The organism is Microbacterium sp. A20 (assembly GCF_004794515.1).
GTDB lineage: Bacteria > Actinomycetota > Actinomycetes > Actinomycetales > Microbacteriaceae > Microbacterium.
Genome location: NZ_SSDF01000087.1, coordinates 18,945 through 40,051, shown reverse-complemented (window position 1 = coordinate 40,051; position 21,107 = coordinate 18,945). Strand labels below are relative to the sequence as shown.

The following is a 21,107-nucleotide window of genomic DNA, read 5'->3' as shown; positions in this document are numbered from 1 at the left end:
GCTCCGGTCGCAGTTTCTGCCGCTCTCGCAGCTCACAAGCGGCAGAAAGTGCGACCGGAACACGTCAGAACTCGCGACGAGAACCCAGGAGAAACCATGTCCCTTGCCGGAAAGACCATCCTGATATCGGGCGGCAGCCGCGGAATCGGACTCGCGATCGCGCTGAGGGCAGCCGCCGACGGTGCGAACATCGCGATGCTCGCGAAGACCGACACCCCGCATCCGAAGCTCGAGGGCACCATCCACACCGCCGCCGAGCAGATCCGGGCCGCGGGCGGTCAAGCGCTGCCGATCGTCGGCGACGTGCGCGACGACGACGACATCACCGAAGCGGTCATGAAGACGCAGGGTGAGTTCGGCGGCATCGACATCGTCATCAACAACGCCAGCGTCATCGACCTCTCGCGCTCGCTCGACCTGGGCGCCAAGAAGTACGACCTGATGCAGGACGTGAACGTGCGCGGCACCTTCATGCTCTCCCGTGCGGCCGTGCCGATCCTGAAGGATGCCGAGAACCCGCACATCCTCTCCCTCTCGCCGCCCCTCAACCCGACGCCGAAGTGGCTCGGAGCGCACACCGGGTACACGCTGGCGAAGTTCGGGATGACCCTGGCGACGCTCGGCCTCGCGGCGGAGTTCGCGCGCGACGGGATCGCCGCCAACACACTGTGGCCCCGCACCACGATCGCGACCGCGGCGGTGCAGAACCTGCTCGGCGGCGACAAGGTCATGGCCGCGAGCCGCACGCCCGAGATCTACGCCGATGCCGCGTATGCCGTGCTCCTCAAGCCCGCGGCGTCGTACACGGGGCAGTCGCTCATCGTGGAAGACGTGCTCGAGGCCGATGGAGTGACCGACTTCTCGGGCTACGCCGCGATCCCCGGCACACCCGACAGCGCGCTGTTCCCGGACATCTTCCTCGACTGAGCATCCGGGTGCGGCGCAGGCGCTCAGATCAGCAGATACACCGCGCCGAGGATCGTCAGCACGATCACGATGCGGTCGAACACGCGCTGGTTCATCCGCCGCGCGACCCGCAGGCCGAGCAGCGCGCCGATCACCACGAGCGGGGCGAGCACGGCATCCATCAGCAGCACCGGTGCATGGAACAGCCCAAGGCCGGCGAGGAACGGCACCTTGATCACGTTGATGATGGCGAAGAACCATGCCGACGTGCCGAGGAACACCTGCACGGGCGTGCGGGTGGCCAAGAAGTACATCGACATGACCGGCCCGCCTGCGTTGGCGACCATGGTCGTGAAGCCGCCGAGCGTGCCGTAGGCGCCCGCGAGCACGATGCCTCCCGACGGCGGGGTCACTGTGTCGGCCTTGCTCTGCCGCCACCGGCGCCAAAGCGTCACGGCGATCATCAGCAGCAGGATCACGCCGATCGCGCGGCGGACCACCCCGTCGCCGGCGAGTGCGAGGAACGCGAATCCGACGAGGAGTCCCGCGATGACCGCGGGCGCCAGGCGCAGCAGCGTCGGCCAGTGGGCATGCCGGCGGTAGGCGAAGAGCGCGAACAGGTCGCCGACCATGAGCAGCAGCAGGGTCGCGGCCGTCGAGGTGCGGGCGGGCAGGACCGCGGCGAACAGGGCGATCGCCAGGATGCTGCCGCCGGGCAGGGCCGTCTTCGAGATGCCGATCGTCACCGCGGCCACCGCGAGCGCGGCCCATGCCCACGGGTCGAGGGCGATCACCGTTCGAGCTCGGCGACGATCGCGTCGTAGCCGCGGGCCTTCGCGAGGTCGACCGGCAGCACGCCGTCGCCGTCCGGGATGCCGATGTCCGCACCGCCGTCGAGGAGCGCGCGCACGACCTCGACGTAGCGGGAGGAGCCGTCACCGAGCACGATCGCTTCGTGCAGCGCGGTCCAGTTCAGGTTGTTCACGTGGTTCGGGTCGACGCCCGCCTCGAGCAGGATCTCGACCGTCGGCAAGAGTCCGCGTTCGGACGCCGGGATGAGCGCGGTGCCGCCGAAGCGGTTCGTGCTCGTCAGGTCTGCGCCGTTGTCGAGCGTCAGGCGCAGGATCTCGTCGTGCCCGCGAGCGCCGGCGTACAGGTAGGCGGAGTCCTGGATGTCGTCCTTGGCGTTCACGTCGGCGCCGGCCTTGATGAGAGCCTGCGCGGCGTCGACGTGGTTCGCCTTGGTCGCGGCGACCAGGGCCGTCATTCCGCCGTCGCCCCGCGCCTCGAGGTCTGCGCCGTCACCGAGTGCCGCGCGCACGGCATCCGCGTCTCCGGTGGTGGCGGCGACGAGCAGATCCTGAGTGGCGTCGGTCATGGAGGCCTCCGGTGTCGGTGTCGGTGCGGACGCGTCGGGGTTCGCGGTGCACGCCGTCGTGGTCAGCAGGGCGGCCACGAGTGCGCTCACGAGAATGTTCCGTCGCATGCGTCTGGTATACCAAACGATGCTGAATGCGATCGGGCGATCAGCCGCGTGCGGCGGTGAGCGCTGCCGCGAACCGGCCAGCGCGCTGCTCGATGTCCGCCCAGTCGGACGCCGCGATCGATGCGCCGTTGGCGAGGTCGCCGCCGGCGCCGACCGCGACCGCACCCGCCGCGAACCACGCCGCCAGGTTGTCGGGGCTCACGCCGCCGGTGGGCATGAGCGGGGCGTCGGGGAACGGGCCGCGCAGCGCGCCGAGGTACGACGGGCCGCCGAGCGACGCCGGGAAGATCTTCACGACGTCGACGCCGAGCTCGAGCGCGCTCATGACCTCGGTCGGGGTCATGGCTCCGGTCATCACGACGCGTCCGGTGTCGAGCATCGTGCGGGTCAGGTGGGGGAGCGTGCCGGGGCTGACGAGGAACTCCGCTCCGGCATCCGCCGCCGCCGCGGCCTGCGCAGCGGTGGTCACGGTCCCGGCGCCGACGTACGCGGCGTCGCCGTGCCGGGCGATGAGCTCACGGATGACGGCGGGCGCGTCGGGTGTCGAGAAGGTCACCTCGATGCCGGTCACCCCGCCGCGGATGATCGCCTCGGAGGCCTCCAGAGCCAGCTCGGGGGATGAGGCGCGGAGCACGGCGAGGATGCCGGTGCTGCGGGCGCGGTCGAGACGGTCGGTCATGAGGCTCCTTGCGGTCGGGGACGCATCCATTCTCCCCCGCGGGGAAGACCGCATCCGCCGGATGTCCACGGCGGTCGCGCCTACCCCAGGCGCTTCCCACCCGGCACCGCGTACCCTGGAAGGTATGACCGAGACTCCCCGCACGCGCGAGACGCGCCCCGCAGCACCCGCGTCGTCGCGTTCGGGGGCCGTCCGCGAGACCAAGAAGCCGCAGGTGCGCCCGGCGACCGAGGGGTGGACCCAGCAGAAGGATGCCGAGGGGCGTCCGCTCCTGCAGTTCGCGAGCCCCAAGCGCGGCAAGCCGCCCGTGCACCTGGCCGACCTCACCCCGGCCGAGCGCATCGAGAAGGTCAAGGAGCTCGGGCTCCCCGGCTTCCGCGCGAAGCAGCTGTCGACGCACTACTTCCGCCACTACACGTCCGACCCCGAGCACATGACCGACCTCCCGGCCGACACCCGGGAGCAGCTCGTCGCCGGGATGCTGCCGCCGCTGCTCACCGAGGTCCGCCGCCTCGAGACCGACCGCGGCGACACGATCAAGTTCCTGTGGCGCCTGCACGACGGCGCCCTGGTCGAGTCGGTGCTCATGCGCTACCCCGGCCGCATCACGCTGTGCGTGTCGAGCCAGGCCGGCTGCGGAATGAACTGCCCGTTCTGCGCGACCGGACAGGCGGGGCTGACCCGCAACATGTCCACCGCCGAGATCATCGAGCAGATCGTGCGCGCCAACCGGCTCATCGCCGAGGGTGGCCTCGGCGGCAAGAAGTCCGACGACCACAGCATGGAGCGCGTCTCGAACATCGTCTTCATGGGGATGGGTGAGCCGCTCGCCAACTACAAGCGCGTGATGGATGCGGTGCGGTCGATGGTCGCCCCGCAGCCCGACGGCCTCGGCATGAGCGCCCGTGGCATCACGGTGTCGACCGTCGGCCTGGTGCCGGCGATCAAGAAGCTCGCCGACGAGGGCATCCCCGTCACTTTCGCGCTGTCGCTGCACGCGCCGGACGACCACCTGCGCGACGAGCTCATCCCGGTGAACTCCCGCTGGAAGGTCGACGAGGCACTGGATGCCGCCTACGACTACTACGCCAAGACCGGCCGTCGAGTCTCGATCGAGTATGCGCTCATCAAGGACATGAACGACCACGCCTGGCGCGCCGACCTGCTGGCCGAGAAGCTGAACCAGCGCGGACGCGGCTGGGTGCACGTGAACCCGATCCCGCTGAACCCGACGCCCGGTTCGATCTGGACGGCATCCGAGAAGGATGTCACGAACGAGTTCGTGCGACGCCTGAACGATGCCGGCATCCCGACCACCCTCCGCGACACCCGCGGCAAGGAGATCGACGGCGCCTGCGGTCAGCTCGTCGCCACCACCGAAGACGAGGCCGCCTCCGCCGCGATGGCCTGAGGCGCACCGGCACGGCGCGCGTCGATGGTGCCGAGCTGCTCGGCGCGGTCGAGCCAGCGGGTGATGGTCGCCGCCGAGGCATCCCTCACCCCGAGCATGCGGTGCGTGCGCACCGAGCGGATGCCGCAGAAGCGCATCGTCCCTCGGGCGACGTGGGTCTGCGCGGGGAGTCCGGTGAACGGCGCGAAGTACCAGGGCGTGTCCGCGAGGAGGAGCAGTCGGCCGTTGCGCGCCGGCAGCAGCCCTTCTGGGAGACCGAGCTTCGTGTACCGGTACTCCTGCTGAGGCAGCAGCGCCCGGTCGAAGAAGCCCTTGAGCACAGCGGGCACCGACCCCCACCATAACGGCGTCGCGATGACGATCGTGTCGGCGCTCTGCAGCGCGCGCTTGGCCTCGACGAGGTCGGGCTCGAGGGTCATGCGCTCCCGGTAGCCGAAGCGCAGGTTCGGGTCGAAGTCGAGGTCGCGCAGGGCGAGCACGCGGGCATCGCCGTGACCTGCGGCGTACCGCTCGGCGAGTGAGGCGGTCAGGGAGCGGGCGTCGGGGTGGCCGTCGATCACGAGAGCGGACATGGCTTTGTTCCTATCTGGACAGTGTCAAGCTGGTGGACAGTGTCAAGATAGGAGACAATGTTGCTCATGTCAAGTTCGAAGGACGGCTACCACCACGGCGATCTCGCCCGGGCCCTGGAAGACGCCGCCATGCAACTGCTGGAGCGGATGCCGGCGGCGGAGATCAGCCTGCGCGAGGTCGCACGGGCGGCGAACGTGAGCCACAACGCGCCGTACCACCACTTCTCCGATCGGCTCGGACTGCTCAAGGCGATCGCCGAGCGCAGCATGGCCGACCTCCTCGACCAGGTCCGCGCGGCCGCCGACAAGGCCGCGACGCCGCGGGCAGCCCTCACCGACGGTGGCTCGGCGTACATCCGCTTCGCGGTCGAGCATCCGCACGCTTTCGACGCCGTCTACGACCCGACCGTCTGCATCCCCGGATCCCCGACCGCGACGATGGCGCCCCTGATCGACGGGCTCGAGGCCGTGCTCGCCGACGCTGCGGCTGCGGCGGGGCTCGACCGGCCGACCGATGTCGTCGTGCTGTGGGGCCTGATCCACGGGCTCGGCACCCTCGCCGCCGCCGGGCACTTCACCCTCGACGAGGGGCTCTCGGCCTACGCCGCCGCCCTCGACCGCCTGCTCCCGGCATCCTGAATCCACCGGGCGGCACGAAAGCTGTGAGGCGTTCCAAGGACTCTTCCACGCGATCCACAGGCGATGTTTCGTAGATTGTTCGGATGCCCTATTCCGCCCATCGACCGGGTCGTTACGACTCGCAGGGTCGGATCATCATCGACGGCGAATCCGACGCCGTCACCGATGACCTCGACTTCCTGCGCGAGTTCGAGCCGACCGGCGCCGACGACACCACCCGCGAGGTGCCCGTCGCAGAGCCTGCGGAGGCGACCCCGATCGCCGATGCGGTCGCCGCCGACGAGTCCTCCCCGGTGAAGCCCCCGCGCGAACCCCGTGTCCGCAAACCCCGCCGGAAGCGCGCGCCGCGCACACCCGGCTCCCGTGCCCGGACCCTCGCGATCCTCGGCGGAGCGGAAGGCGAGATCCTCGACCGCGTCCCCGGCGAGACGCCCCGCTTCGTGCAGATGTTCTTCGTGCTCGCCGGCACCGCCTTGGTCTCCGCCATCTCGATGCTCTTCGCCCTCACCACCGGTGTGCAGGCCGCGATCTGGCTGGCCGTGCCGTTGGCGCTCGTGTGGGCGCTCATCATCTTCAACCTCGATCGCTTCCTCACCTCGACCATGAGCTCGACGCGGAACGTCTGGCGCCTCATCGGCCTCGCGATCCCGCGTGTGATCATGGCGGCGATCATCGGCTTCGTCGTCGCCGAGCCGCTGGTGCTGCAGATCTTCCACAACGACATCGCGCGCGAGGTCGCATCGACCAACATCACGCAGTCGCAGTCCGACCAGGAGGCGCTGGAGTCCGGTCCGGAGAAGATCGCGCTGGATGCCGCCACCGCCAAGGTCGCCGAACTCGAGAACCAGGCCGCGACCGGCATCGTCGCGGGCACCGAATCCTCCTCGGCGACCGAGTCGGCCGCCCAGGCCACGGTCGACGACGTGACCGCGAAGATGACCGAGCAGCAGAAGGTCATCGATCAGGCGCGCGTGCTCTACCAGTGCGAGCTGACCGGTGAGGGCGCGGGCACGGTCCCTGGCTGCACCGGCGTCAACGGCGAGGGTGCGAGCTCGGATGCCGCGAAGGCGCAGCTCGCCGAGGCCCAGCAGACGTACGACGCGCTCGCCGCACAGCTGCGCACCGCGAATGAGGAGCTCGCCGCCGCCGGCACCGCCGCCAAGGAGAACACCTCGACCTCGGAGTCGACGAACCGTGAGCAGGCGAAGTCCCAGCTGCCGGCCGCCCGCGACACGTATGACCAGGCGCTCGCCGCATACAACGCGCGCGCGGATGCCGTGGCCCAGGGCAACGCCGGAGCGGTCGGGCTGCTCAGCCAGATCAGCGGGCTGAACCGCCTGAGCGAGAAGGAGCCCACGATCCTGTGGGCGCACATCCTCATCGCGGCGCTGTTCTTCATGATCGAGCTGCTGCCCGTGCTGGTGAAGGTGCTCACGAGCTATGGCGACCCGAGCCTCTACGAGAAGGCCGCGGCCATCCGCAAGCAGGTCGCCCTGGACCGGGTGACCGCCGAGGGCTTCCGCGACCGCGCCGACATCGTCACGACCCCCGCGCCCGCTCCTACCCCTGCCCCATCCCCTGCGTCAGCCTCCCAGGCTCAGGCGACCTGAGGCTGCGGCTTTCCTTCCGGTCGCAGTTTCTGCCGTCCGCCCACGCGATGAGCGGCAGGAACTGCGACCGGAAGCAGGACGTCGGCGATCACGGACCCGGGGCGATGCGGGGCAGCCAGAGTCAGCGAGCGGATCAGGGCGACCGTCGACGGTGTTCGCGACCACTCGGATCCGGTGAGGGCCGCTTCGATCAGGGCGAGCGGCTGCTGCAGCGCCGGATCATGCTGACGCGCATCGTCACTGAGCCACTCGACGAGCTGAGCCATGGTCCAATTCGGATCGATTGGCTCAAGATCGCGGGCGAGGGTGGTCAATGGCGTGTTCATTGGTCCAGAATCAGGTCTCATGAGCACGGATGACAGAGCCAATCCCCGGCCGGTGGACCACGGATCGGCCATGCCTGCACGATCCGCGGATGCGGCACCGGCTCTCGTACGCGCGGGCGAGGTCGCTTCGGAGGCACTCTCGGCGCGACTCGGTCGCTGGACGCATGGCGACGGCACGCTCGCCACTCGGCTCGCCCGCGGCATCGAGGCCCTGATCGCGGGGGGCGAGCTGCGCCCCGGCGATCGACTGCCGGCCGAGCGCGCTCTCGCCGCGGCGACCTCGGTGTCGCGCGGCACCGTCGTCGCCGCCTACGCGGACCTCGCCGAGCGTGGTCTGGTGGATCGGCGGCAGGGGAGTGGCACGCGCATCACCGGTGCGGCGGCATCCGTGGCTCCCGTGCAACGGCAGGGGCGGGGAGAGGCGCTGTTCTCGGCGCTGCCCAATGCGATCGACCTGCTGCGCACCGTGCCGCAGATCTCCGAGCTGGGCGTGCAGCTCATCAGCGAGCACACGCCGCGGCTCGAGCTGGCGCTGCTGCCCGAGACCGACCCCGCAGGCCTCCCCGCGCTGCGCACCCTCATCGCCGACATGTACATCGCCGAGGGCACCCCGACGACGCCGGAGCAGATCCTCGTCACGCATGGCGCGCAGCAGGCCATCAGCCTCGTCGTCAACGCTCTCGTCAGCCCGGGCGACGTCGTCCTCGCCGAGGAGATCACCTGGCCGGGCGTCACCGACTCGGTCGGGTTGCGCGGTGGCACGGTGCACGGCGTCCCGATGGGTGTGGACGGGCTCGACGTCGACGCGCTCGAACAGGCGCTCGCTCGCCTGCGACCCGTGCTCGTCGCCCTCAACCCCCACCACCAGAACCCCACGGGGTCGCGCCTTCCTGCTGCCGCGCGGCATCGCGTCGCCGAACTCGCCGCCCAGTACGGCGTGCCTGTGATCGAGGACCGCGTCGTGGCCGGCATCTCCTTCGACGGGGTGGTGCCGCCGACCCTCGCCGCCGAACGGGCGGACGCCCCGATCATCGTCGTGGAGTCGGTGTCGAAGTGGGTGTGGGCGGGGTTGCGCATCGGCTGGCTGCGCGCTGACCCCGTGCTCGTGCGCCGGCTGCGCGGGGCCCGCCAGCTCGCCGACCAGTCCACGAGCGTGCCGGGGCAGCTGCTCGCCCTCGACCTGATCGCCCGCGCCGACGACCTCCGCCGGGCGAACAGTCGCATCCACCAGGAGCGCCTCCGGCTGCTGCAGGAGTTGATGGCCGAGCATCTGCCCGACTGGAACGTCGAGCCGCCCCGCGGCGGGCTGTCGTTGTGGGTCCGGGTTCCGGTGGGTTCCGCCGCCGCGCTCGCGAGGGTCGCCGCGACGCACGGGGTCTCGATCGCCGGGAGCGCGGCGTTCGCGGTGTCGGCGTCTCCGGACGACCACATCCGCATTCCGTTCACGGCACCCGACGACGTGCTCGCCGAGGGCATCCGTCGGCTCGGAGCGGCCTGGCGCGAGTATCGGGAGACCCTCGGGATGCCTTCCTAGGATGACGCGCATGACGGCGGATGCCGGCATCCAGCCCGACCATCGCACGCAGCCAGTAGCGTTGTTCCATGGTCAACTATCGCTATCTCGGCAACAGCGGTCTCAAGGTCTCGGAGATCACCTACGGCAACTGGGTCACCCACGCCTCGCAGGTCGGTGACGACGCCGCGGTCAAGACCGTGCACGCCGCACTGGATGCCGGAATCACCACCTTCGACACCGCCGACACCTACGCCAACACGGCTGCGGAGGTCGTGCTCGGCAAGGCTCTGGAGGGGCAGCGCCGTGAGGGGCTGGAGATCTTCACGAAGGTCTACTTCCCGACCGGCCCCAAGGGTCCGAACGACACCGGCCTGAGCCGCAAGCACATCTTCGAGTCGATCAACGGCTCGCTCACGCGTCTCGGCACCGACTACGTCGACCTGTACCAGGCGCACCGCTTCGACTACGAGACCCCGCTGGAAGAGACGTTCCAGGCATTCGCCGACGTCGTCCGTCAGGGCAAGGCGCTCTACATCGGCGTCTCGGAGTGGACGGCGGAGCAGCTGCGCGAGGGGCACGCCCTCGCCAAGCAGCTCGGCATCCAGCTCATCTCGAACCAGCCGCAGTACTCGATGCTGTGGCGCGTGATCGAGGGCAAGGTCGTTCCGGCGTCCGAAGAGCTGGGGATCTCGCAGATCGTCTGGTCGCCGATGGCGCAGGGCGTGCTCAGCGGCAAGTACCTGCCCGGCCAGCCGGTGCCCGAGGGCTCGCGCGCGACCGACCCGCACAGCGGCGCCGACTTCATCAAGAGCTTCCTGCAGGACGACATCCTCTCCGCCGTGCAGAAGCTGAAGCCGATCGCCGAGCAGGCGGGGCTGTCGATGCCGCAGCTCGCGATCGCATGGGTGCTCCAGAACCCGAACGTCGCGGCCGCGCTGGTCGGTGCCTCGCGTCCGGAGCAGCTCGCCGAGACGGTCAAGGCCTCGGGCGTGAAGCTCGACGCCGACACCCTGGCCGCGATCGACACGGCCCTGGGTGACACGGTCAACCGCGACGCCGAGCACACCTACTCGGTGTCGCCGAAGGCGCGCTTGACCTGATTCTCGGGCACGGTCGCTGAAGCCCCGTCTTCGCGCCGAGACCCCCGCCTGCATACGTTCGCAGGCGGGGGTCTCGGCGATAACGGGGGGTCTCGGCGGAGATGCGGAGGCTACTCCTTCACGGCACCCGCGGTCAGGCCCTGCACGATCCAGCGGCTCGCGAGCGCGAACATCGCCATGGTCGGCAGGATCGTCAGCACGGCGGCGGCGCTCATCGAGCCCCAATCGATGTTGAACGTGGAGATGAAGCCGTTCAGCGCCGAGGGCACGGTGCGGTTCGCGTCCGTGTTCATCAGCACGACCGACAGGAACAGCTCGTTCCAGCAGTTCACGAAGTTGAAGATGAACGCCGCGATGATGCCGGGTGTCATGACCGGGACGAGCACCCGGAACAGGGCACCGAGGCGCGAGCATCCGTCGATCATCGCGGCCTCTTCGAGCGCATCCGGCACGTTCTCGAAGAAACCGCGCAGCATCACCGTCGAGAACGGGATGCAGATCGCGATGTACACGAGGATGAGGCCCTGCTTGGTGTCGACCAGCCCCAGGTCGGTCATCATCGAGTACAGCGGGCCCAGCGCGATGAACGCGGGGATCATCTGCGTCAACAGGAACGCGATCAGGATCGCGCCCTTGCTGCGGAACTCGAACCGGGCGAGCACGTAGGCGCTCAGCAGCGCGATGAGCGTCGCCACCGCACCGCCGACGACCGCGACCAGAGCCGAGTTGCCGAGGAAGACACCGAACGAGCTCTTCTCGAACAGGCTGACGTAGTTCTCGAGCGAGGGCTCGCTCGGCCAGTACTCGATCGGGAAGCGGTTGATCGTGCCCGGCGACTTGAACGACGTCAGCGCGATCCAGTACAGCGGGAACAGGGTGATCACGAGCCAGAGGCCGAGCCCGACCACGCGGATGACGCCGCCGATCGTGACGCGGGGCCTCGGACGCGGTGCGGATGCCGGGTCCGGCACGGTGATTCGCCGTGTCTCGGTGATCGAGGTTCCCTTCCGGGAGGCGTCTGTCATGGTCATCGCTGCACTCTCCGCATCGCCATCAGGTAGAACGCGCAGAACACGAACAGCACGGCCATCACGATGAGGCCGATCGCGCTCGCGAAGCCGTAGTTGCCCTGCTGGGTGTAGTTGATCATCCAGGTCGTGATGATGTGCGTCTGGTTGGCGGGTCCGCCGTTGGTCATCGCGTAGATGATGTCGGGGAAGTTGAAGATCCAGATCACGCGCAGCAGGATCGTCAGCAGCAGGGTCATCGAGATGTACGGGATGATGATCGAGAACAGCTGCCGGAACTTGCCCGCGCCGTCGAGGCTCGCCGCCTCCAGCATCTCGTCGGGCACCGACTGCAGCGCCGCGAGGATCATGATCGCGAAGAACGTGACCCCGTACCAGACGTTGGCGACGATCACGGCGAACATCGCGAGCTTCGGATCGGCCAGCCAGGGGAGCGGGGCGTCGATCAGCCCCGCCTTCATGAGCAAATCGTTGACCACGCCGAACTCGGCGTTGAACATCCAGCGGAACAGCATCCCGATCAGGAAGCCCGACACCGCCCACGGGAAGAACACCAGCGCCTGGTAGAGCCCGCGGAAGCGGAACCTCGTGCGCAGCGCGAGCGCGATCAGGAATCCGATCACGAGCTGCGGCACGAGCGAGCCGACGACCCACAGCACCGAGTTCCACGCCACGGTCGGGAAGGCCGGATCGCGGAACACCGCGAGGAAGTTGTCGAAGCCCACGAACGGCGTCGACGTGAGGTCCCACAGGTTCCAGTCGTGGAAGGCCATGCGCGCGCCCTGCAGCATCGGCCAGTAGGTGAACCAGCAGACGAAGACGATCGCGGGTGCGAGGAACGCCAGCAGCGTCCATGCCTGACGGCCGCGGAACGGGCGTCGGCGGGATGCCGGGGAGGCCCCGACGGCGGCCTGCTGCGAAGCAGTGCCGACGGAGCCTCCCTTCTGTGCGGTGCGGGCCACAGGTCAGTCCTTTTCCGCGGCGTACTTCTCGGTCCAGAACGCATCCCACGATGCCAGCAGGTCGCTGGTCGACATGTTGCCCAGCAGCACGTTCTGCACGTCCTGGTCGGACTTCTGGATCCACTCGGTCCACCAGCTGACCCCGCGCGGCTGGCGCACGTTGACGTAGGTCTCCGGGTCTTCGGTCATGGTGACGTAGCTGGTCCACGGGCCCGACGAGTAGAACTCGTCATCGGCCGCGGCCGAGATGATCGGCACCAGGCTGTTGGCCTGTGCGAACTCGGTGGCGGGCTCGGCGGACGAGAGGAACTCGACGAGCTTGACGGATGCCTCCTTGTTCTCGCTGTTCTCGGCGACGCCCCAGCCCGCGACGGCGAGCGGCTGAGCAGCCTTGCCCGACGGGCCGACCAGCAGCGGCGCGGTGTCCCACTGGTCTTCGGTCAGCGAAGAGTCCTGCACGGTCGCGATGACCTCGGGGTCCTGCAGCAGGAACGCGGTCGTGCCGTTCGTGAAGCCGGCGACCATCTCGGGGTAGCCCCACGAGACGGCCGAGGGCGGGGAAGCGTTCTTGAACAGGTCGAAGTAGTCGTCGACGGCTTCCTGCGCCTCGGAGGCGGCGAAGATGGTCGAGCCGTCCTCCATCAGGAACGCGTCGTCGACGTCGAGTCCGTCGATCGTGTACGCCTCGATGGCCGCGACCACGTTGCTGTTGGCGTTCTGGCCGCCCCGGAAGGCGTAGCCGTAGATGTTGTTCGACGGGTCCTGGATCGCGGATGCCTGCTCCAGCAGGTCCTTCCAGCTGTGCGGCGGACCGTCGAAGCCCGCTTCCTCCACGAGGTCGGTGCGGTAGAACAGCGACAGGCCGTAGAAGCCGTAGGGCACGAAGTAGCTCTTGCCGTCTTCAGCCACCGAAGCAGACTGGGCGTTGTCGGTCAGCGCATCCCAGCCGTCCCACTTCTCGAGGTCGGGGCCGAGGTCGTACAGCCAGCCGTTGTTCGCGAACGGCCCGACCGTGATGTCGCGCACCTCCATCACGTCGACGCCCTTGCCGGACTGCAGCATCTGCTGGATCTTCGCGTCAGCCTGCTCGGTGGGGGGCGAGACGAGGTTGACCGTGATCTTCGGGTTCGCCTTCTCGAAGTCGTCGAGCAGTCCGCGCAGGAGCTCGGTGCGAGCGGGGTTGGTCAGGCTCTCGACCATCTGCAGGGTGACGCTGCCGTCGGCGGACGGGCCGGAGCTCGCGGAACAGCCGGTGAGAGCGAGGACGGCGACGGTGCCGAATCCCGCTGCGGTCGTCAAGATCTTGTTCTTCACGATGTGCCTCTCGGTGGGGGTTGGGGGTGGGTGTTGCGGGCGGGTGGGAAGGGTACGGTCAGGGGACGATGAGGGAGTCGGCGGGGCGGATGCCGGCACGGCTCAGGATCTGCGGGATGCAGCGCTCGACGAAGGCCTCGTAATCGGCGGCTTCGTTGTAGAGGTGTGCCGAGAGTCGGAAGTACCCGACGCCGCGGAAGCTCGTGAACGCGGTCTCGACCCCGACCGCGTCGAGCAGGTCCATGCGCAGGGCGTCGGCCTCCTCGCGGGTCGCGCCGAGCCCGAGCGGCAGACGCACGAGCCGCATCGACGGCACGGGCGAGGGGAGCGGGGTGAGCGGGTCCTCATCGCCGTACGGGCGCAGGGCCTCGGCGATCAGCTCGGCGCCGGCATCCGCGATCTCCGCCATCGCGGTGCGTGCGGCCGCCCAGCCGAACTCGCTCTCGATGAAGTCGATCGCGGTGGGTGTGGCCAGGTAGGTCGTGGCGTCGATCGTGCCCTGGGTGTCGAAGCGCTCCGGGTAGGGCTCGCGCGCGGCCCACGAGTCGATGAGCGGCCAGAGTTCGTCGCGGTCGGCGGCGGACGTGACCAGCAGGGCGGAGCCGCGCGGTGCGCACGGCCACTTGTGCAGGTTGCCGAACCACCAGTCGCCGCCCGCCACGGCAGCGGCATCCGGAATCAGGCCGGGAGCGTGGGCACCGTCGACGAGCGTGCGAACGCCGCGCTCGGCCGCCGCGTCGGCGATGCGCCGAGTCGGCAGCACCCGGGCGGTCGGCGACGTGATCTGGTCGACCACGATCAGGCGGGTGCGGGGCGTGAGCTGGTCGACGAAGAGCTGCACGATCTCGTCGTCGGAGGACAGCAACGGGAGGGCGACGGTGCGGACGGCGGCCCCGAACCGGCGGGCGAGACGCTCGGCTCCCATCGTGATGGCGCCGTAGCCCTGATCGGTCACGAGGATCTCGTCACCGGCATCGAGCTGCAGCGCGTTGTAGACCACGGTCGCCGCGGCCGAGGCGTTGGGCACGAAGACGCTGTCCTCCGTGCGGGCGCCCACGAACGGGGCTGTGCGAGCGCGGGCCTCCTGCACGCGCTCGGCGATGCGCGGGAACCACTCGACCGGGCTGAGGTCTGCGCGACGGCGCAAGGCGTCCTGATGCGCGACGACGACCGACGGGACCGCGCCGAAGGATCCGTGGTTGAGATGGATCACTGCCGGGTCGAGGGGCCAGGCGTCGCGCGCTCGCAGGCCGGAGTTCAGCGTGAGCGGTGCGGGGAACAGCGGTGCGGGCATCAGTCCTCATCGATGAGTCGGGCGAGTTGTTGCACAACTTTGCCACAGACTGTCGATAGACGCCACGAAAACCCAAAACGGAAACATACTTGTCATACGAGTTTGTCGGCCGTGACGGTTCCGACAGACTCACAGAAGAGTCGGCGGTGTCAGATCGACGGCGTCGGGGAGGATGACGATGGGTGCGTTGGACACAGCGCTGCACGGGTTGCGGGCGCTGATCGCCGATGGTGCGCTACGGCCCGGGGATCGGCTGCCGAGCGAGGGCGAACTCTGTGAACGACTCGGCGTCTCCCGCGGATCCCTCCGTGAGGCGATCCGGATGCTCGCCGCCCTCGGCGTGCTCGAGACGCGGCACGGATCCGGCAGCTACGTGAGCGAACTGCGCGCGGCCGACCTGATCGGCAGCCTGTCGCTCACGGTCGGGCTGCTGCCGATGGCGGGCGTGCTCGAGCTCACCGAGCTGCGCCGCGTGCTCGAACCCCATGCCGCCGCCCTCGCCGCCGCGCGCATCGATCAGGAGACCGTCGAGTCGCTGGACCGCGTGCTCGCCGAGATCGAGGCGACCACCGACTTCGAGGAGCAGTCGCGGCTGGACCACGAGTTCCACATGGCGATCTCCGGCGTCGCCGGCAACGAGGCCCTGACCAGCCTGATCGACGTGCTGCGGTCGCGCTCGCGGGCCTACCGGATCTCCGAACCCGGAGACGCCGCCGAGCTCAAGGTGCATTCGGATGCCGGGCACCGCGCGATCCTGCGGGGGCTCGCCGCGGCCGACCCCGTCGCCGCGAGCGCTGCGGCCTCGGCGCACGTGGCATACACGGAGTACTGGGTGCGGCGGTACTCGGGGCTCGAGGACTGAGGGCGGGTCTTTCCGTCCGGTCAGTCGAGAGTGATGTCGACCTGGATCTCGGCGGCGAGGCGCTCGAGGTCGTCGCGCAGGGCATCGAGGTCGACCGAGGCGGGGACCTTCGCCACCACGGACGCCTCGAACAGGCGGCCGCCGGCCATCGCGGCATCCCGGGTCTCGGTGGCGAGTTCCTCGATGCTCAGGGCATGGGCGCTCAGTACCCCGGAGACCTCGCGCACGATGCCGGGCCGGTCGTTGCCGAGCACCTGGATCTGGAGCAGTCGGTCGTCGGCGGCATCCGCATCCGGTGTCCCGGTGAGCACGGCGAGAGTCAGCAGCCCCTGCCCCTGGAGTCCGCGCAGTGCGGAACTCAGCTCCGGCGCCCGGTCGTCCGCGACCGAGACCTCGATCACGCCCGCGAACGTTCCGGCGAGCTCCGCCAGCGAGCTGTTCTCCCAGTTGCCGCCGTGTGCATCCACGACATCGGCGACGGCGGCCACGAGGCCAGGACGGTCTGCACCCGCGACGGTGAGGATGAGTGTGGTCATGGGGCCAGCGTAGCCCGAGGGTCTCACTCCACCCAGACGCCCGTCTCGAGGAACCGATCCAGCCGCGCGCGGTGCGGAGCGAGGTCCCAGCCCTGCGCCGCCACCCATTCGTCGGAGTAGTACGTGCCGGCGTAGCGGACCCCGCTGTCGCAGATCAGGGTCACGACGCTGCCGGTCTCGCCCGCGGCCCGCATCCGGGCGATGAGCTGGAACGCGCCGTACAGGTTCGTGCCGGTCGAGCCGCCGGCCCAGTGCAGGGTGCGCTCGCGCAGCATCCGGATCGCGGCGATCGAACCGGCATCGGGGACGCGGATCATCTCGTCGATCACGGTGGGTACGAACGAGGCCTCGACCCGCGGCCGGCCGATGCCCTCGATGCGGCTGGGGCGCCCGGCCGGCGGGTCGACAGTGCCTGCCCACCCGTCGTAGAACGCTGAGCCCTCGGGGTCGACCACGGCGATGCGGGTCTCGTGCCGGCGGTACTTCACGTACCGCCCGAAGGTCGCGCTCGTGCCACCCGTGCCGGCGCCGGTGACGATCCAGGCGGGGATCGGATGCCGCTCCTGCGCGAGCTGGCTGAACACGCTCTCGGCGATGTTGTTGTTGCCGCGCCAGTCGGTCGCGCGCTCGGCGAACGTGAACTGGTCGAGGTAGTGGCCCGTGCAATCGGAGGCGAGGCGCTGCGCCTCGGGCGACATGTCCTCGGCGCGGTCGACGAAGTGGCAGGTGCCGCCGTAGAACTCGATGAGGTCGATCTTCTCCTGCACGGTCGAGCGCGGCACGACCGTGATGAAACGCAGACCCAGCATCCGGGCGAAGTACGCCTCGGAGACCGCGGTTGACCCGCTCGACGATTCGACGAGGGTGGTGTCCTCGCGGATGCGGCCGTTGACCAGTCCGTAGAGGAGGAGCGAGCGCGCCAGGCGGTGCTTGAGCGACCCGGTCGGGTGCACGGACTCGTCTTTGAGGTACAGGTCGATGCCCCACTCGGGCGGCAGCGGGAACAGGTGCAGGTGCGTGTCGGCGCTGCGGTTGGCGTCGGCTTCCAGCAGGGCGATCGCGGTGCTGGTCCAGTCGCTCATGCCCTCGAGACTACCGGCCGGTCAGCCGACCGTCCCGGCGGGCGAGGCGCCGCCGTCACCGTCGACATGCAAGAGCGAGGCCTGTCCCTGCTCCTGCCGCAGCTGGAACTCGAAGCGCGAACGGTCGCCGCGGTGGTACGCGATGAAGTACTCGATGGGCGTGCCGTCGGAGCTGCGGCTGATGCTGCGCAGTCGCAGCAGGGCCGACCCGGCGCTGACCCCCAGGTGCTGCGCCTGCTCATGTGTGGCCACGGTCGCCTCCGCCGAGCGCACGCCGTGCGTCGCGACGATGTCATTGTCGGCGAGCAGCCGGTAGAGCGATCCCTCGGTCAGATCGGCGCCGAGAGTCACGGAGCCCACGGCCTCCGGCATCCACGTCGTCGAGAGCGACCAGGGTTCGCCGTCGACGTGGCGCAGACGTTCCAGTACGACGACCGGGGAGCCGACCGGCACCTCCAGTGCGAGCGCGACCTCCTCGTCGGCCGTGGCCTGCTCGTGCCGCAGCACGTCGCTGTGCACGTGTCCGCCACGGCGCTCGACGTCGTCGTACAGCCCGACCAGCGTGTGCACGAGGCTCTCGCTCGTGCGGGGGCGTGAGACGAACGTGCCCTTGCCTTTCACCCGCTCGACCAGCCCCTCGTGCTCCAGCTGGGCGAGCGCCTGGCGCACGACGGTACGCGAGATGCCGTACCGCTCGCACAGCCGGTGCTCGCCGGGCAGCGGGTCGCCGGGCTGCAGGCCGTCGCGGGCGATGCCGTCGATGATCAGCTGGCGCAGCTGGTCGTACATGGGTGCGGCGGAATGCCGATCGATCGCGTCGTCGACGATGGCCATCAGTACGCCACCCCCGCGTGCAGGATCACGTTCGCGTAGGGGGTGAACTCGCCGGAGCGCACGAACGCGCGGGCGCCCTGGCTGAGTTTCTTGAACTCCACATGCGGGATGAGGTCGATCTCGAAACCCGAGCCGGCGAACCTCTCCCGCAGCGCCTCCAGCACTTCCGGGCTCTTCTCGGCGACCTCGGCCGAGACGGTCGCTCCTTCGACCGCCAGCTCGGCGAGCACGGTGTCGAGCACGTCGAGGAATGCCGGAGCGCCGGGGCGATAGGCCAGGTCGATGCGCTCGGCGCCCGGGGGAATGGGCAGGCCCGCGTCGGTGACGACGATCAGGTCGGTGTGCCCGGTCTCGCTGATCACGCGGGAGAGCGCGGGATTGATCGTGGTGGCCGTCTTGCGCATGTGTCTCCTCGGTTCTCCGGATGCTCGGGTCGTGAGCTCGTTCGCTGGTTCAGCTCGCGACGGGGGCGGGCGTGCGCGCCGTCAGGAACGCGTCGACGTCGGCGCGGTGCGGAAGGCTCGGCGAGGCCCCCTGCTTCGTGACGGTCAGCGCGCCGGCCGCGGTGGCCAGGCGCACGGCATCCGCCAGGGTGCTGCCGTTCGCGAGAGCGGCGCCGAGGTAGCCGGCGTAGGCGTCGCCCGCCGCTGTCGTGTCGACCGCCTCCACGGGGAAGGGCGGGATCACGGAAGCGCCCTCGGCCGTCACGACGCACGAGCCCTGGCCCGCGAGGGTGATCACGGCGGCGCCGACCCCCTGGGCGAGGAACCAGCGTCCGGCGCGCTCGGCCGACGCGGCATCCGTCACCTCGATGCCGCTGATCAGCGTCGCCTCGGTCTCGTTGGGGGTGACGATGTCGATGCTCCGCCAGATCTCGGCGTCGAGCTCGGCGGCCGGAGCCGGGTCGAGGATCACGGTCATGCCGTGCTCGCGCCCGCGCGCGGTGATGTGGGCGGTGAGCGCGGACGGCGTCTCGAGCTGGGTGAGCAGCACCGAGGTCGAGGGGGCGAGGGCCGCCAGCGCCTCGTCGATCTGCGCGGCGCTCAGCGCGGCGTTCGCGAGCGGCACCATCACGATGTCGTTCTGCGCCGACGAGTCGACGCGGATATGCGCGACGCCGGTGGGGCCCGGAACCGTGCGCAGGTGTGCGAGGTCGACTCCCGCCGCCGTCAGTCCGTCCACGACGAGGTCGTGGAACAGGTCGTCTCCCACGCAGCCGACGAAGCTCGTGCGCGCACCGGAGCGTCCGGCCGCGACGGCCTGGTTCGCGCCCTTGCCGCCGAGCATCAGGGTGAACTCGTCGCCCAGGATCGTCTCGCCCCTGGCGGGCAGGCGTCCGGAGAAGGTGGTCACATCGGCGGTGACGCTGCCGACGATGACGACGCCGGTGCGGTCCTCGGGGTGTGCGGGGGTCATCTCGCTCCTGATCTTCCTCGACGACAGGCGTAGCCGACGCTTTGACAGACCGCGGTGGCTGTCATTACATTAGCCGAATCCGCACCTGTAACGACAGGTTGCCCGCGAGGAGACCCCGATGAACCCGATCGCGCCACGCCTGTACGTCGACAGCGCCGATGTCGACCGCGTCTCCCCGCTGCTCGCTGCGGGTGTGGTGCACGGCGTCACCACGAACCCGACCATCCTCGAACGGGGAGGCCGCACCGCCGCCGAGATCCCCGAGCTCTACGCCCGGTGGGAGTCGGAGGGAGCGCGTGAGATCTTCTTCCAGACCTGGGGCGGCGACACCGCTTCGTTCCTCCGCAACGCCGAGGGCATCCGTGCGCTGGGCGACCGGGTGGCCGTGAAGGTTCCGGCCACGGCCGCGGGCTTCGCCGCGGCATCCGCTCTGGTGCGCGACGGCGCCACGGTGCTCGTCACGGCCGTGTACTCGGTCGCGCAGGCGCTGGCGTGCGCCTCGATCGGTGCGCAATACATCGCCCCGTATCTCGGACGGATGCGGGACGCAGGACTCGACAGCGACGCGACGATCGCCCGGATGCAGGCGGTGTGCGCGGGGAGCGACTCGAACGTGCTCGCGGCATCCCTGCGCTCGCCGGATGACATCACCGGCCTGCGACTGGCGGGAGTGCCCTACTTCACCGCCGCGCCCGACGTGCTCGACCGGGTGCTCTTCCACGAGGTGAGCGACAGTTCAGCGGCGGAGTTCGACGCCGCGATGGTGCGCCTGGGCGCGTGAACCCGGTCTGCTGAACCCGGTCTGCTGAACCCGGTCTGCTGAACCCGGGTCTGCTGAACCGCGGTGGGCGGGATCAGCTCGCCGCCGCCTGGCGCAACCAGCGCTCCACGCCCGCGATGTGAGCGGTGGCGAGGGAGATCGCGAGGGCGGAGTCGTGCTGGGCGATCGCGTCGGCGATGGCCCGGTGCTCCGACAGGGTGCGCTCGACCGCGCCACCCTCGGTGAGGCCGCGCCACACGCGAGCGCGCACGGTCTGACTGCTGAGGTGCTCGATCAGGCTCGCGAGGTATGCATTGCCGGACATCGCGACGATCTCGCGGTGGAAGCGGATGTCATGGTCGACCAGAGACTCGATCGTGACGGCGGCATCGACGGAATCGACCTCGTCCTGCAACTCGGCGATCTGTTCGTCGGTGCCGAGTGTGGCCGCGAGTCCTGTCGCCTGCGACTCCAGCATCCGACGCACCGCGAAGATCTCGAGCATGGAGTCGTCGTCGTGCATGTCGACGACGAACGAGATCGCCTCCAGCAGCAGATGCGGTTCGAGGCTCGTCACGTAGGTGCCGTCGCCGCGTCGCACGTCGAGGACCCGGATGACCTCCAGTGCCTTGACCGCCTCGCGCATCGAGCTGCGGGAGAGGCCGAGTCGCTCGGACAGCTCCTTCTCGGGGGGAAGTCGATCACCGGGGGCGAGCTCGCCCGCGACGATCATCGCCTTGATCTTCTCGATCGCCTCGTCGGTGACTGCCATGG

23 protein-coding genes are annotated in these 21,107 nt (G+C 69.6%); 8 read left to right on the top strand and 15 right to left on the bottom strand.

The features are described from left to right. The first annotated feature begins 96 nt into the window (after positions 1 to 96). Positions 97 to 927: an NAD(P)-dependent oxidoreductase gene (locus DW298_RS15100; RefSeq protein ID WP_136043292.1), complete on the top strand. Its 831-nt coding sequence runs from the start codon at positions 97 to 99 to the stop codon at positions 925 to 927. Positions 928 to 950: 23 nt separating this feature from the next. On the opposite strand, the gene DW298_RS15095 is transcribed toward DW298_RS15100, so the two are convergent. From DW298_RS15095 to DW298_RS15085, 3 genes are read right to left on the bottom strand one after another with little or no spacing between them, the layout of a single operon-like run. After that, a complete protein-coding gene (locus DW298_RS15095; RefSeq protein ID WP_136043291.1) occupies positions 951 to 1,700 on the bottom strand; it encodes a sulfite exporter TauE/SafE family protein in 750 nt (249 codons plus the stop codon). Beyond that, positions 1,697 to 2,392: an ankyrin repeat domain-containing protein gene (locus DW298_RS15090; RefSeq protein ID WP_136043290.1), complete on the bottom strand. Its 696-nt coding sequence runs from the start codon at positions 2,390 to 2,392 to the stop codon at positions 1,697 to 1,699. Before DW298_RS15090 ends, DW298_RS15095 begins: the two co-directional genes overlap by 4 nt. Before the next feature lie 40 nt (positions 2,393 to 2,432). Then, positions 2,433 to 3,071, bottom strand: coding sequence for a bifunctional 4-hydroxy-2-oxoglutarate aldolase/2-dehydro-3-deoxy-phosphogluconate aldolase (locus DW298_RS15085; protein WP_136043289.1), 639 nt, complete (start codon positions 3,069 to 3,071; stop codon positions 2,433 to 2,435). A 124-nt stretch (positions 3,072 to 3,195) separates the two neighbouring features. Between DW298_RS15085 and rlmN the strand changes: the two genes are divergently transcribed. Further along, positions 3,196 to 4,482, top strand: coding sequence for a 23S rRNA (adenine(2503)-C(2))-methyltransferase RlmN (gene rlmN, locus DW298_RS15080; protein WP_205820396.1), 1,287 nt, complete (start codon positions 3,196 to 3,198; stop codon positions 4,480 to 4,482). Here rlmN and DW298_RS15075 read toward each other — a convergent pair. Further along, positions 4,431 to 5,054, bottom strand: coding sequence for an NAD(P)H-dependent oxidoreductase (locus DW298_RS15075; RefSeq protein WP_136043288.1), 624 nt, complete (start codon positions 5,052 to 5,054; stop codon positions 4,431 to 4,433). The two genes, rlmN and DW298_RS15075, sit on opposite strands and share 52 nt — an antisense overlap. Before the next feature lie 66 nt (positions 5,055 to 5,120). Here DW298_RS15075 and DW298_RS15070 point away from each other — a divergent pair, with 66 nt between their 5' ends. Together DW298_RS15070 and DW298_RS15065 are read left to right on the top strand one after the other, a co-directional pair. Continuing rightward, positions 5,121 to 5,693: a TetR/AcrR family transcriptional regulator gene (locus DW298_RS15070; protein ID WP_136043287.1), complete on the top strand. Its 573-nt coding sequence runs from the start codon at positions 5,121 to 5,123 to the stop codon at positions 5,691 to 5,693. Between the two features lie 83 nt (positions 5,694 to 5,776). After that, positions 5,777 to 7,303 (top strand): DUF4407 domain-containing protein, encoded by a 1,527-nt coding sequence (locus tag DW298_RS15065; protein WP_136043286.1) that lies wholly within the window; start codon positions 5,777 to 5,779, stop codon positions 7,301 to 7,303. Here the strand turns inward: DW298_RS15065 and DW298_RS15060 are convergent. After that, positions 7,291 to 7,569, bottom strand: coding sequence for a hypothetical protein (locus tag DW298_RS15060; protein ID WP_136043285.1), 279 nt, complete (start codon positions 7,567 to 7,569; stop codon positions 7,291 to 7,293). The genes DW298_RS15065 and DW298_RS15060 overlap by 13 nt on opposite strands. A 130-nt stretch (positions 7,570 to 7,699) precedes the next feature. On the opposite strand from DW298_RS15060, the gene DW298_RS15055 reads away from it, so the two are divergent. After that, entirely contained in the window at positions 7,700 to 9,163 is a 1,464-nt protein-coding gene (locus DW298_RS15055) for a PLP-dependent aminotransferase family protein (protein ID WP_136043284.1), read from the top strand. Between the two features lie 68 nt (positions 9,164 to 9,231). Beyond that, a complete protein-coding gene (locus DW298_RS15050) occupies positions 9,232 to 10,245 on the top strand; it encodes an aldo/keto reductase family protein (RefSeq protein WP_136043283.1) in 1,014 nt (337 codons plus the stop codon). Between the two features lie 110 nt (positions 10,246 to 10,355). Here DW298_RS15050 and DW298_RS15045 read toward each other — a convergent pair whose 3' ends face one another. The 4 genes from DW298_RS15045 to DW298_RS15030 are packed head-to-tail and all read right to left on the bottom strand — an operon-like array spanning position 10,356 to position 14,843. After that, positions 10,356 to 11,276 (bottom strand): carbohydrate ABC transporter permease, encoded by a 921-nt coding sequence (locus tag DW298_RS15045; RefSeq protein WP_205820394.1) that lies wholly within the window; start codon positions 11,274 to 11,276, stop codon positions 10,356 to 10,358. Beyond that, positions 11,273 to 12,235 carry a sugar ABC transporter permease gene (locus tag DW298_RS15040; RefSeq protein WP_136043282.1) on the bottom strand — a complete coding sequence of 321 codons (963 nt, stop codon included), beginning with the start codon at positions 12,233 to 12,235 and terminating at the stop codon, positions 11,273 to 11,275. The genes DW298_RS15045 and DW298_RS15040 overlap by 4 nt, the downstream gene beginning before the upstream one ends. Before the next feature lie 3 nt (positions 12,236 to 12,238). Beyond that, a complete protein-coding gene (locus tag DW298_RS15035) occupies positions 12,239 to 13,549 on the bottom strand; it encodes a sugar ABC transporter substrate-binding protein (RefSeq protein WP_136043281.1) in 1,311 nt (436 codons plus the stop codon). Positions 13,550 to 13,607: 58 nt separating this feature from the next. After that, complete coding sequence (locus tag DW298_RS15030) at positions 13,608 to 14,843, bottom strand: aminotransferase class V-fold PLP-dependent enzyme (RefSeq protein ID WP_136043280.1); 1,236 nt, start codon at positions 14,841 to 14,843, stop codon at positions 13,608 to 13,610. Between the two features lie 178 nt (positions 14,844 to 15,021). Here DW298_RS15030 and DW298_RS15025 point away from each other — a divergent pair, with 178 nt between their 5' ends. Further along, a complete protein-coding gene (locus DW298_RS15025; protein WP_136043279.1) occupies positions 15,022 to 15,705 on the top strand; it encodes an FCD domain-containing protein in 684 nt (227 codons plus the stop codon). Positions 15,706 to 15,725: 20 nt separating this feature from the next. Here DW298_RS15025 and DW298_RS15020 read toward each other — a convergent pair whose 3' ends face one another. From DW298_RS15020 to DW298_RS15000, 5 genes are read right to left on the bottom strand one after another with little or no spacing between them, the layout of a single operon-like run. Further along, positions 15,726 to 16,241 (bottom strand): ACT domain-containing protein, encoded by a 516-nt coding sequence (locus DW298_RS15020; protein WP_136043278.1) that lies wholly within the window; start codon positions 16,239 to 16,241, stop codon positions 15,726 to 15,728. Between the two features lie 23 nt (positions 16,242 to 16,264). Next, positions 16,265 to 17,323 carry a PLP-dependent cysteine synthase family protein gene (locus DW298_RS15015; RefSeq protein ID WP_136043277.1) on the bottom strand — a complete coding sequence of 353 codons (1,059 nt, stop codon included), beginning with the start codon at positions 17,321 to 17,323 and terminating at the stop codon, positions 16,265 to 16,267. Between the two features lie 21 nt (positions 17,324 to 17,344). Beyond that, positions 17,345 to 18,157 carry a GntR family transcriptional regulator gene (locus DW298_RS15010; RefSeq protein ID WP_136043276.1) on the bottom strand — a complete coding sequence of 271 codons (813 nt, stop codon included), beginning with the start codon at positions 18,155 to 18,157 and terminating at the stop codon, positions 17,345 to 17,347. Next, the gene (rbsD, locus tag DW298_RS15005) at positions 18,157 to 18,561 is read right to left on the bottom strand and encodes a D-ribose pyranase (RefSeq protein ID WP_136043275.1); all 405 of its coding nucleotides are present in this window, start codon (positions 18,559 to 18,561) and stop codon (positions 18,157 to 18,159) included. The genes DW298_RS15010 and rbsD overlap by 1 nt, the downstream gene beginning before the upstream one ends. A gap of 49 nt (positions 18,562 to 18,610) precedes the next feature. After that, complete coding sequence (locus DW298_RS15000) at positions 18,611 to 19,573, bottom strand: ribokinase (protein WP_136043274.1); 963 nt, start codon at positions 19,571 to 19,573, stop codon at positions 18,611 to 18,613. A gap of 118 nt (positions 19,574 to 19,691) precedes the next feature. On the opposite strand from DW298_RS15000, the gene DW298_RS14995 reads away from it, so the two are divergent. Further along, on the top strand, positions 19,692 to 20,354 hold the full coding sequence (locus tag DW298_RS14995; RefSeq protein WP_136043273.1) for a transaldolase family protein: 663 nt from the start codon (positions 19,692 to 19,694) through the stop codon (positions 20,352 to 20,354). 73 nt (positions 20,355 to 20,427) lie between these two features. On the opposite strand, the gene DW298_RS14990 is transcribed toward DW298_RS14995, so the two are convergent. Continuing rightward, positions 20,428 to 21,105, bottom strand: coding sequence for a FadR/GntR family transcriptional regulator (locus tag DW298_RS14990; protein ID WP_136043272.1), 678 nt, complete (start codon positions 21,103 to 21,105; stop codon positions 20,428 to 20,430). Positions 21,106 to 21,107 lie beyond the last annotated feature (2 nt).

What these genes read in the sequence shown, in the direction of transcription:
- DW298_RS15015 (WP_136043277.1), bottom strand. Translation starts at nt 17,323, where the DNA reads ATGAGCGACTGGACCAGCACCGCGATCGCCCTGCTGGAAGCCGACGCC.
- DW298_RS14995 (WP_136043273.1), top strand. Translation starts at nt 19,692, where the DNA reads ATGAACCCGATCGCGCCACGCCTGTACGTCGACAGCGCCGATGTCGAC.
- DW298_RS15090 (WP_136043290.1), bottom strand. Translation starts at nt 2,392, where the DNA reads ATGCGACGGAACATTCTCGTGAGCGCACTCGTGGCCGCCCTGCTGACC.
- rlmN (WP_205820396.1), top strand. Translation starts at nt 3,196, where the DNA reads ATGACCGAGACTCCCCGCACGCGCGAGACGCGCCCCGCAGCACCCGCG.
- DW298_RS15100 (WP_136043292.1), top strand. Translation starts at nt 97, where the DNA reads ATGTCCCTTGCCGGAAAGACCATCCTGATATCGGGCGGCAGCCGCGGA.
- DW298_RS15055 (WP_136043284.1), top strand. Translation starts at nt 7,700, where the DNA reads ATGCCTGCACGATCCGCGGATGCGGCACCGGCTCTCGTACGCGCGGGC.
- DW298_RS15060 (WP_136043285.1), bottom strand. Translation starts at nt 7,569, where the DNA reads ATGGCTCAGCTCGTCGAGTGGCTCAGTGACGATGCGCGTCAGCATGAT.
- DW298_RS15000 (WP_136043274.1), bottom strand. Translation starts at nt 19,573, where the DNA reads ATGACCCCCGCACACCCCGAGGACCGCACCGGCGTCGTCATCGTCGGC.
- rbsD (WP_136043275.1), bottom strand. Translation starts at nt 18,561, where the DNA reads ATGCGCAAGACGGCCACCACGATCAATCCCGCGCTCTCCCGCGTGATC.
- DW298_RS15045 (WP_205820394.1), bottom strand. Translation starts at nt 11,276, where the DNA reads ATGACCATGACAGACGCCTCCCGGAAGGGAACCTCGATCACCGAGACA.
- DW298_RS14990 (WP_136043272.1), bottom strand. Translation starts at nt 21,105, where the DNA reads ATGGCAGTCACCGACGAGGCGATCGAGAAGATCAAGGCGATGATCGTC.
- DW298_RS15085 (WP_136043289.1), bottom strand. Translation starts at nt 3,071, where the DNA reads ATGACCGACCGTCTCGACCGCGCCCGCAGCACCGGCATCCTCGCCGTG.
- DW298_RS15020 (WP_136043278.1), bottom strand. Translation starts at nt 16,241, where the DNA reads ATGACCACACTCATCCTCACCGTCGCGGGTGCAGACCGTCCTGGCCTC.
- DW298_RS15030 (WP_136043280.1), bottom strand. Translation starts at nt 14,843, where the DNA reads ATGCCCGCACCGCTGTTCCCCGCACCGCTCACGCTGAACTCCGGCCTG.
- DW298_RS15070 (WP_136043287.1), top strand. Translation starts at nt 5,121, where the DNA reads ATGTCAAGTTCGAAGGACGGCTACCACCACGGCGATCTCGCCCGGGCC.
- DW298_RS15010 (WP_136043276.1), bottom strand. Translation starts at nt 18,157, where the DNA reads ATGGCCATCGTCGACGACGCGATCGATCGGCATTCCGCCGCACCCATG.
- DW298_RS15025 (WP_136043279.1), top strand. Translation starts at nt 15,022, where the DNA reads ATGGGTGCGTTGGACACAGCGCTGCACGGGTTGCGGGCGCTGATCGCC.
- DW298_RS15065 (WP_136043286.1), top strand. Translation starts at nt 5,777, where the DNA reads ATGCCCTATTCCGCCCATCGACCGGGTCGTTACGACTCGCAGGGTCGG.
- DW298_RS15050 (WP_136043283.1), top strand. Translation starts at nt 9,232, where the DNA reads ATGGTCAACTATCGCTATCTCGGCAACAGCGGTCTCAAGGTCTCGGAG.
- DW298_RS15075 (WP_136043288.1), bottom strand. Translation starts at nt 5,054, where the DNA reads ATGTCCGCTCTCGTGATCGACGGCCACCCCGACGCCCGCTCCCTGACC.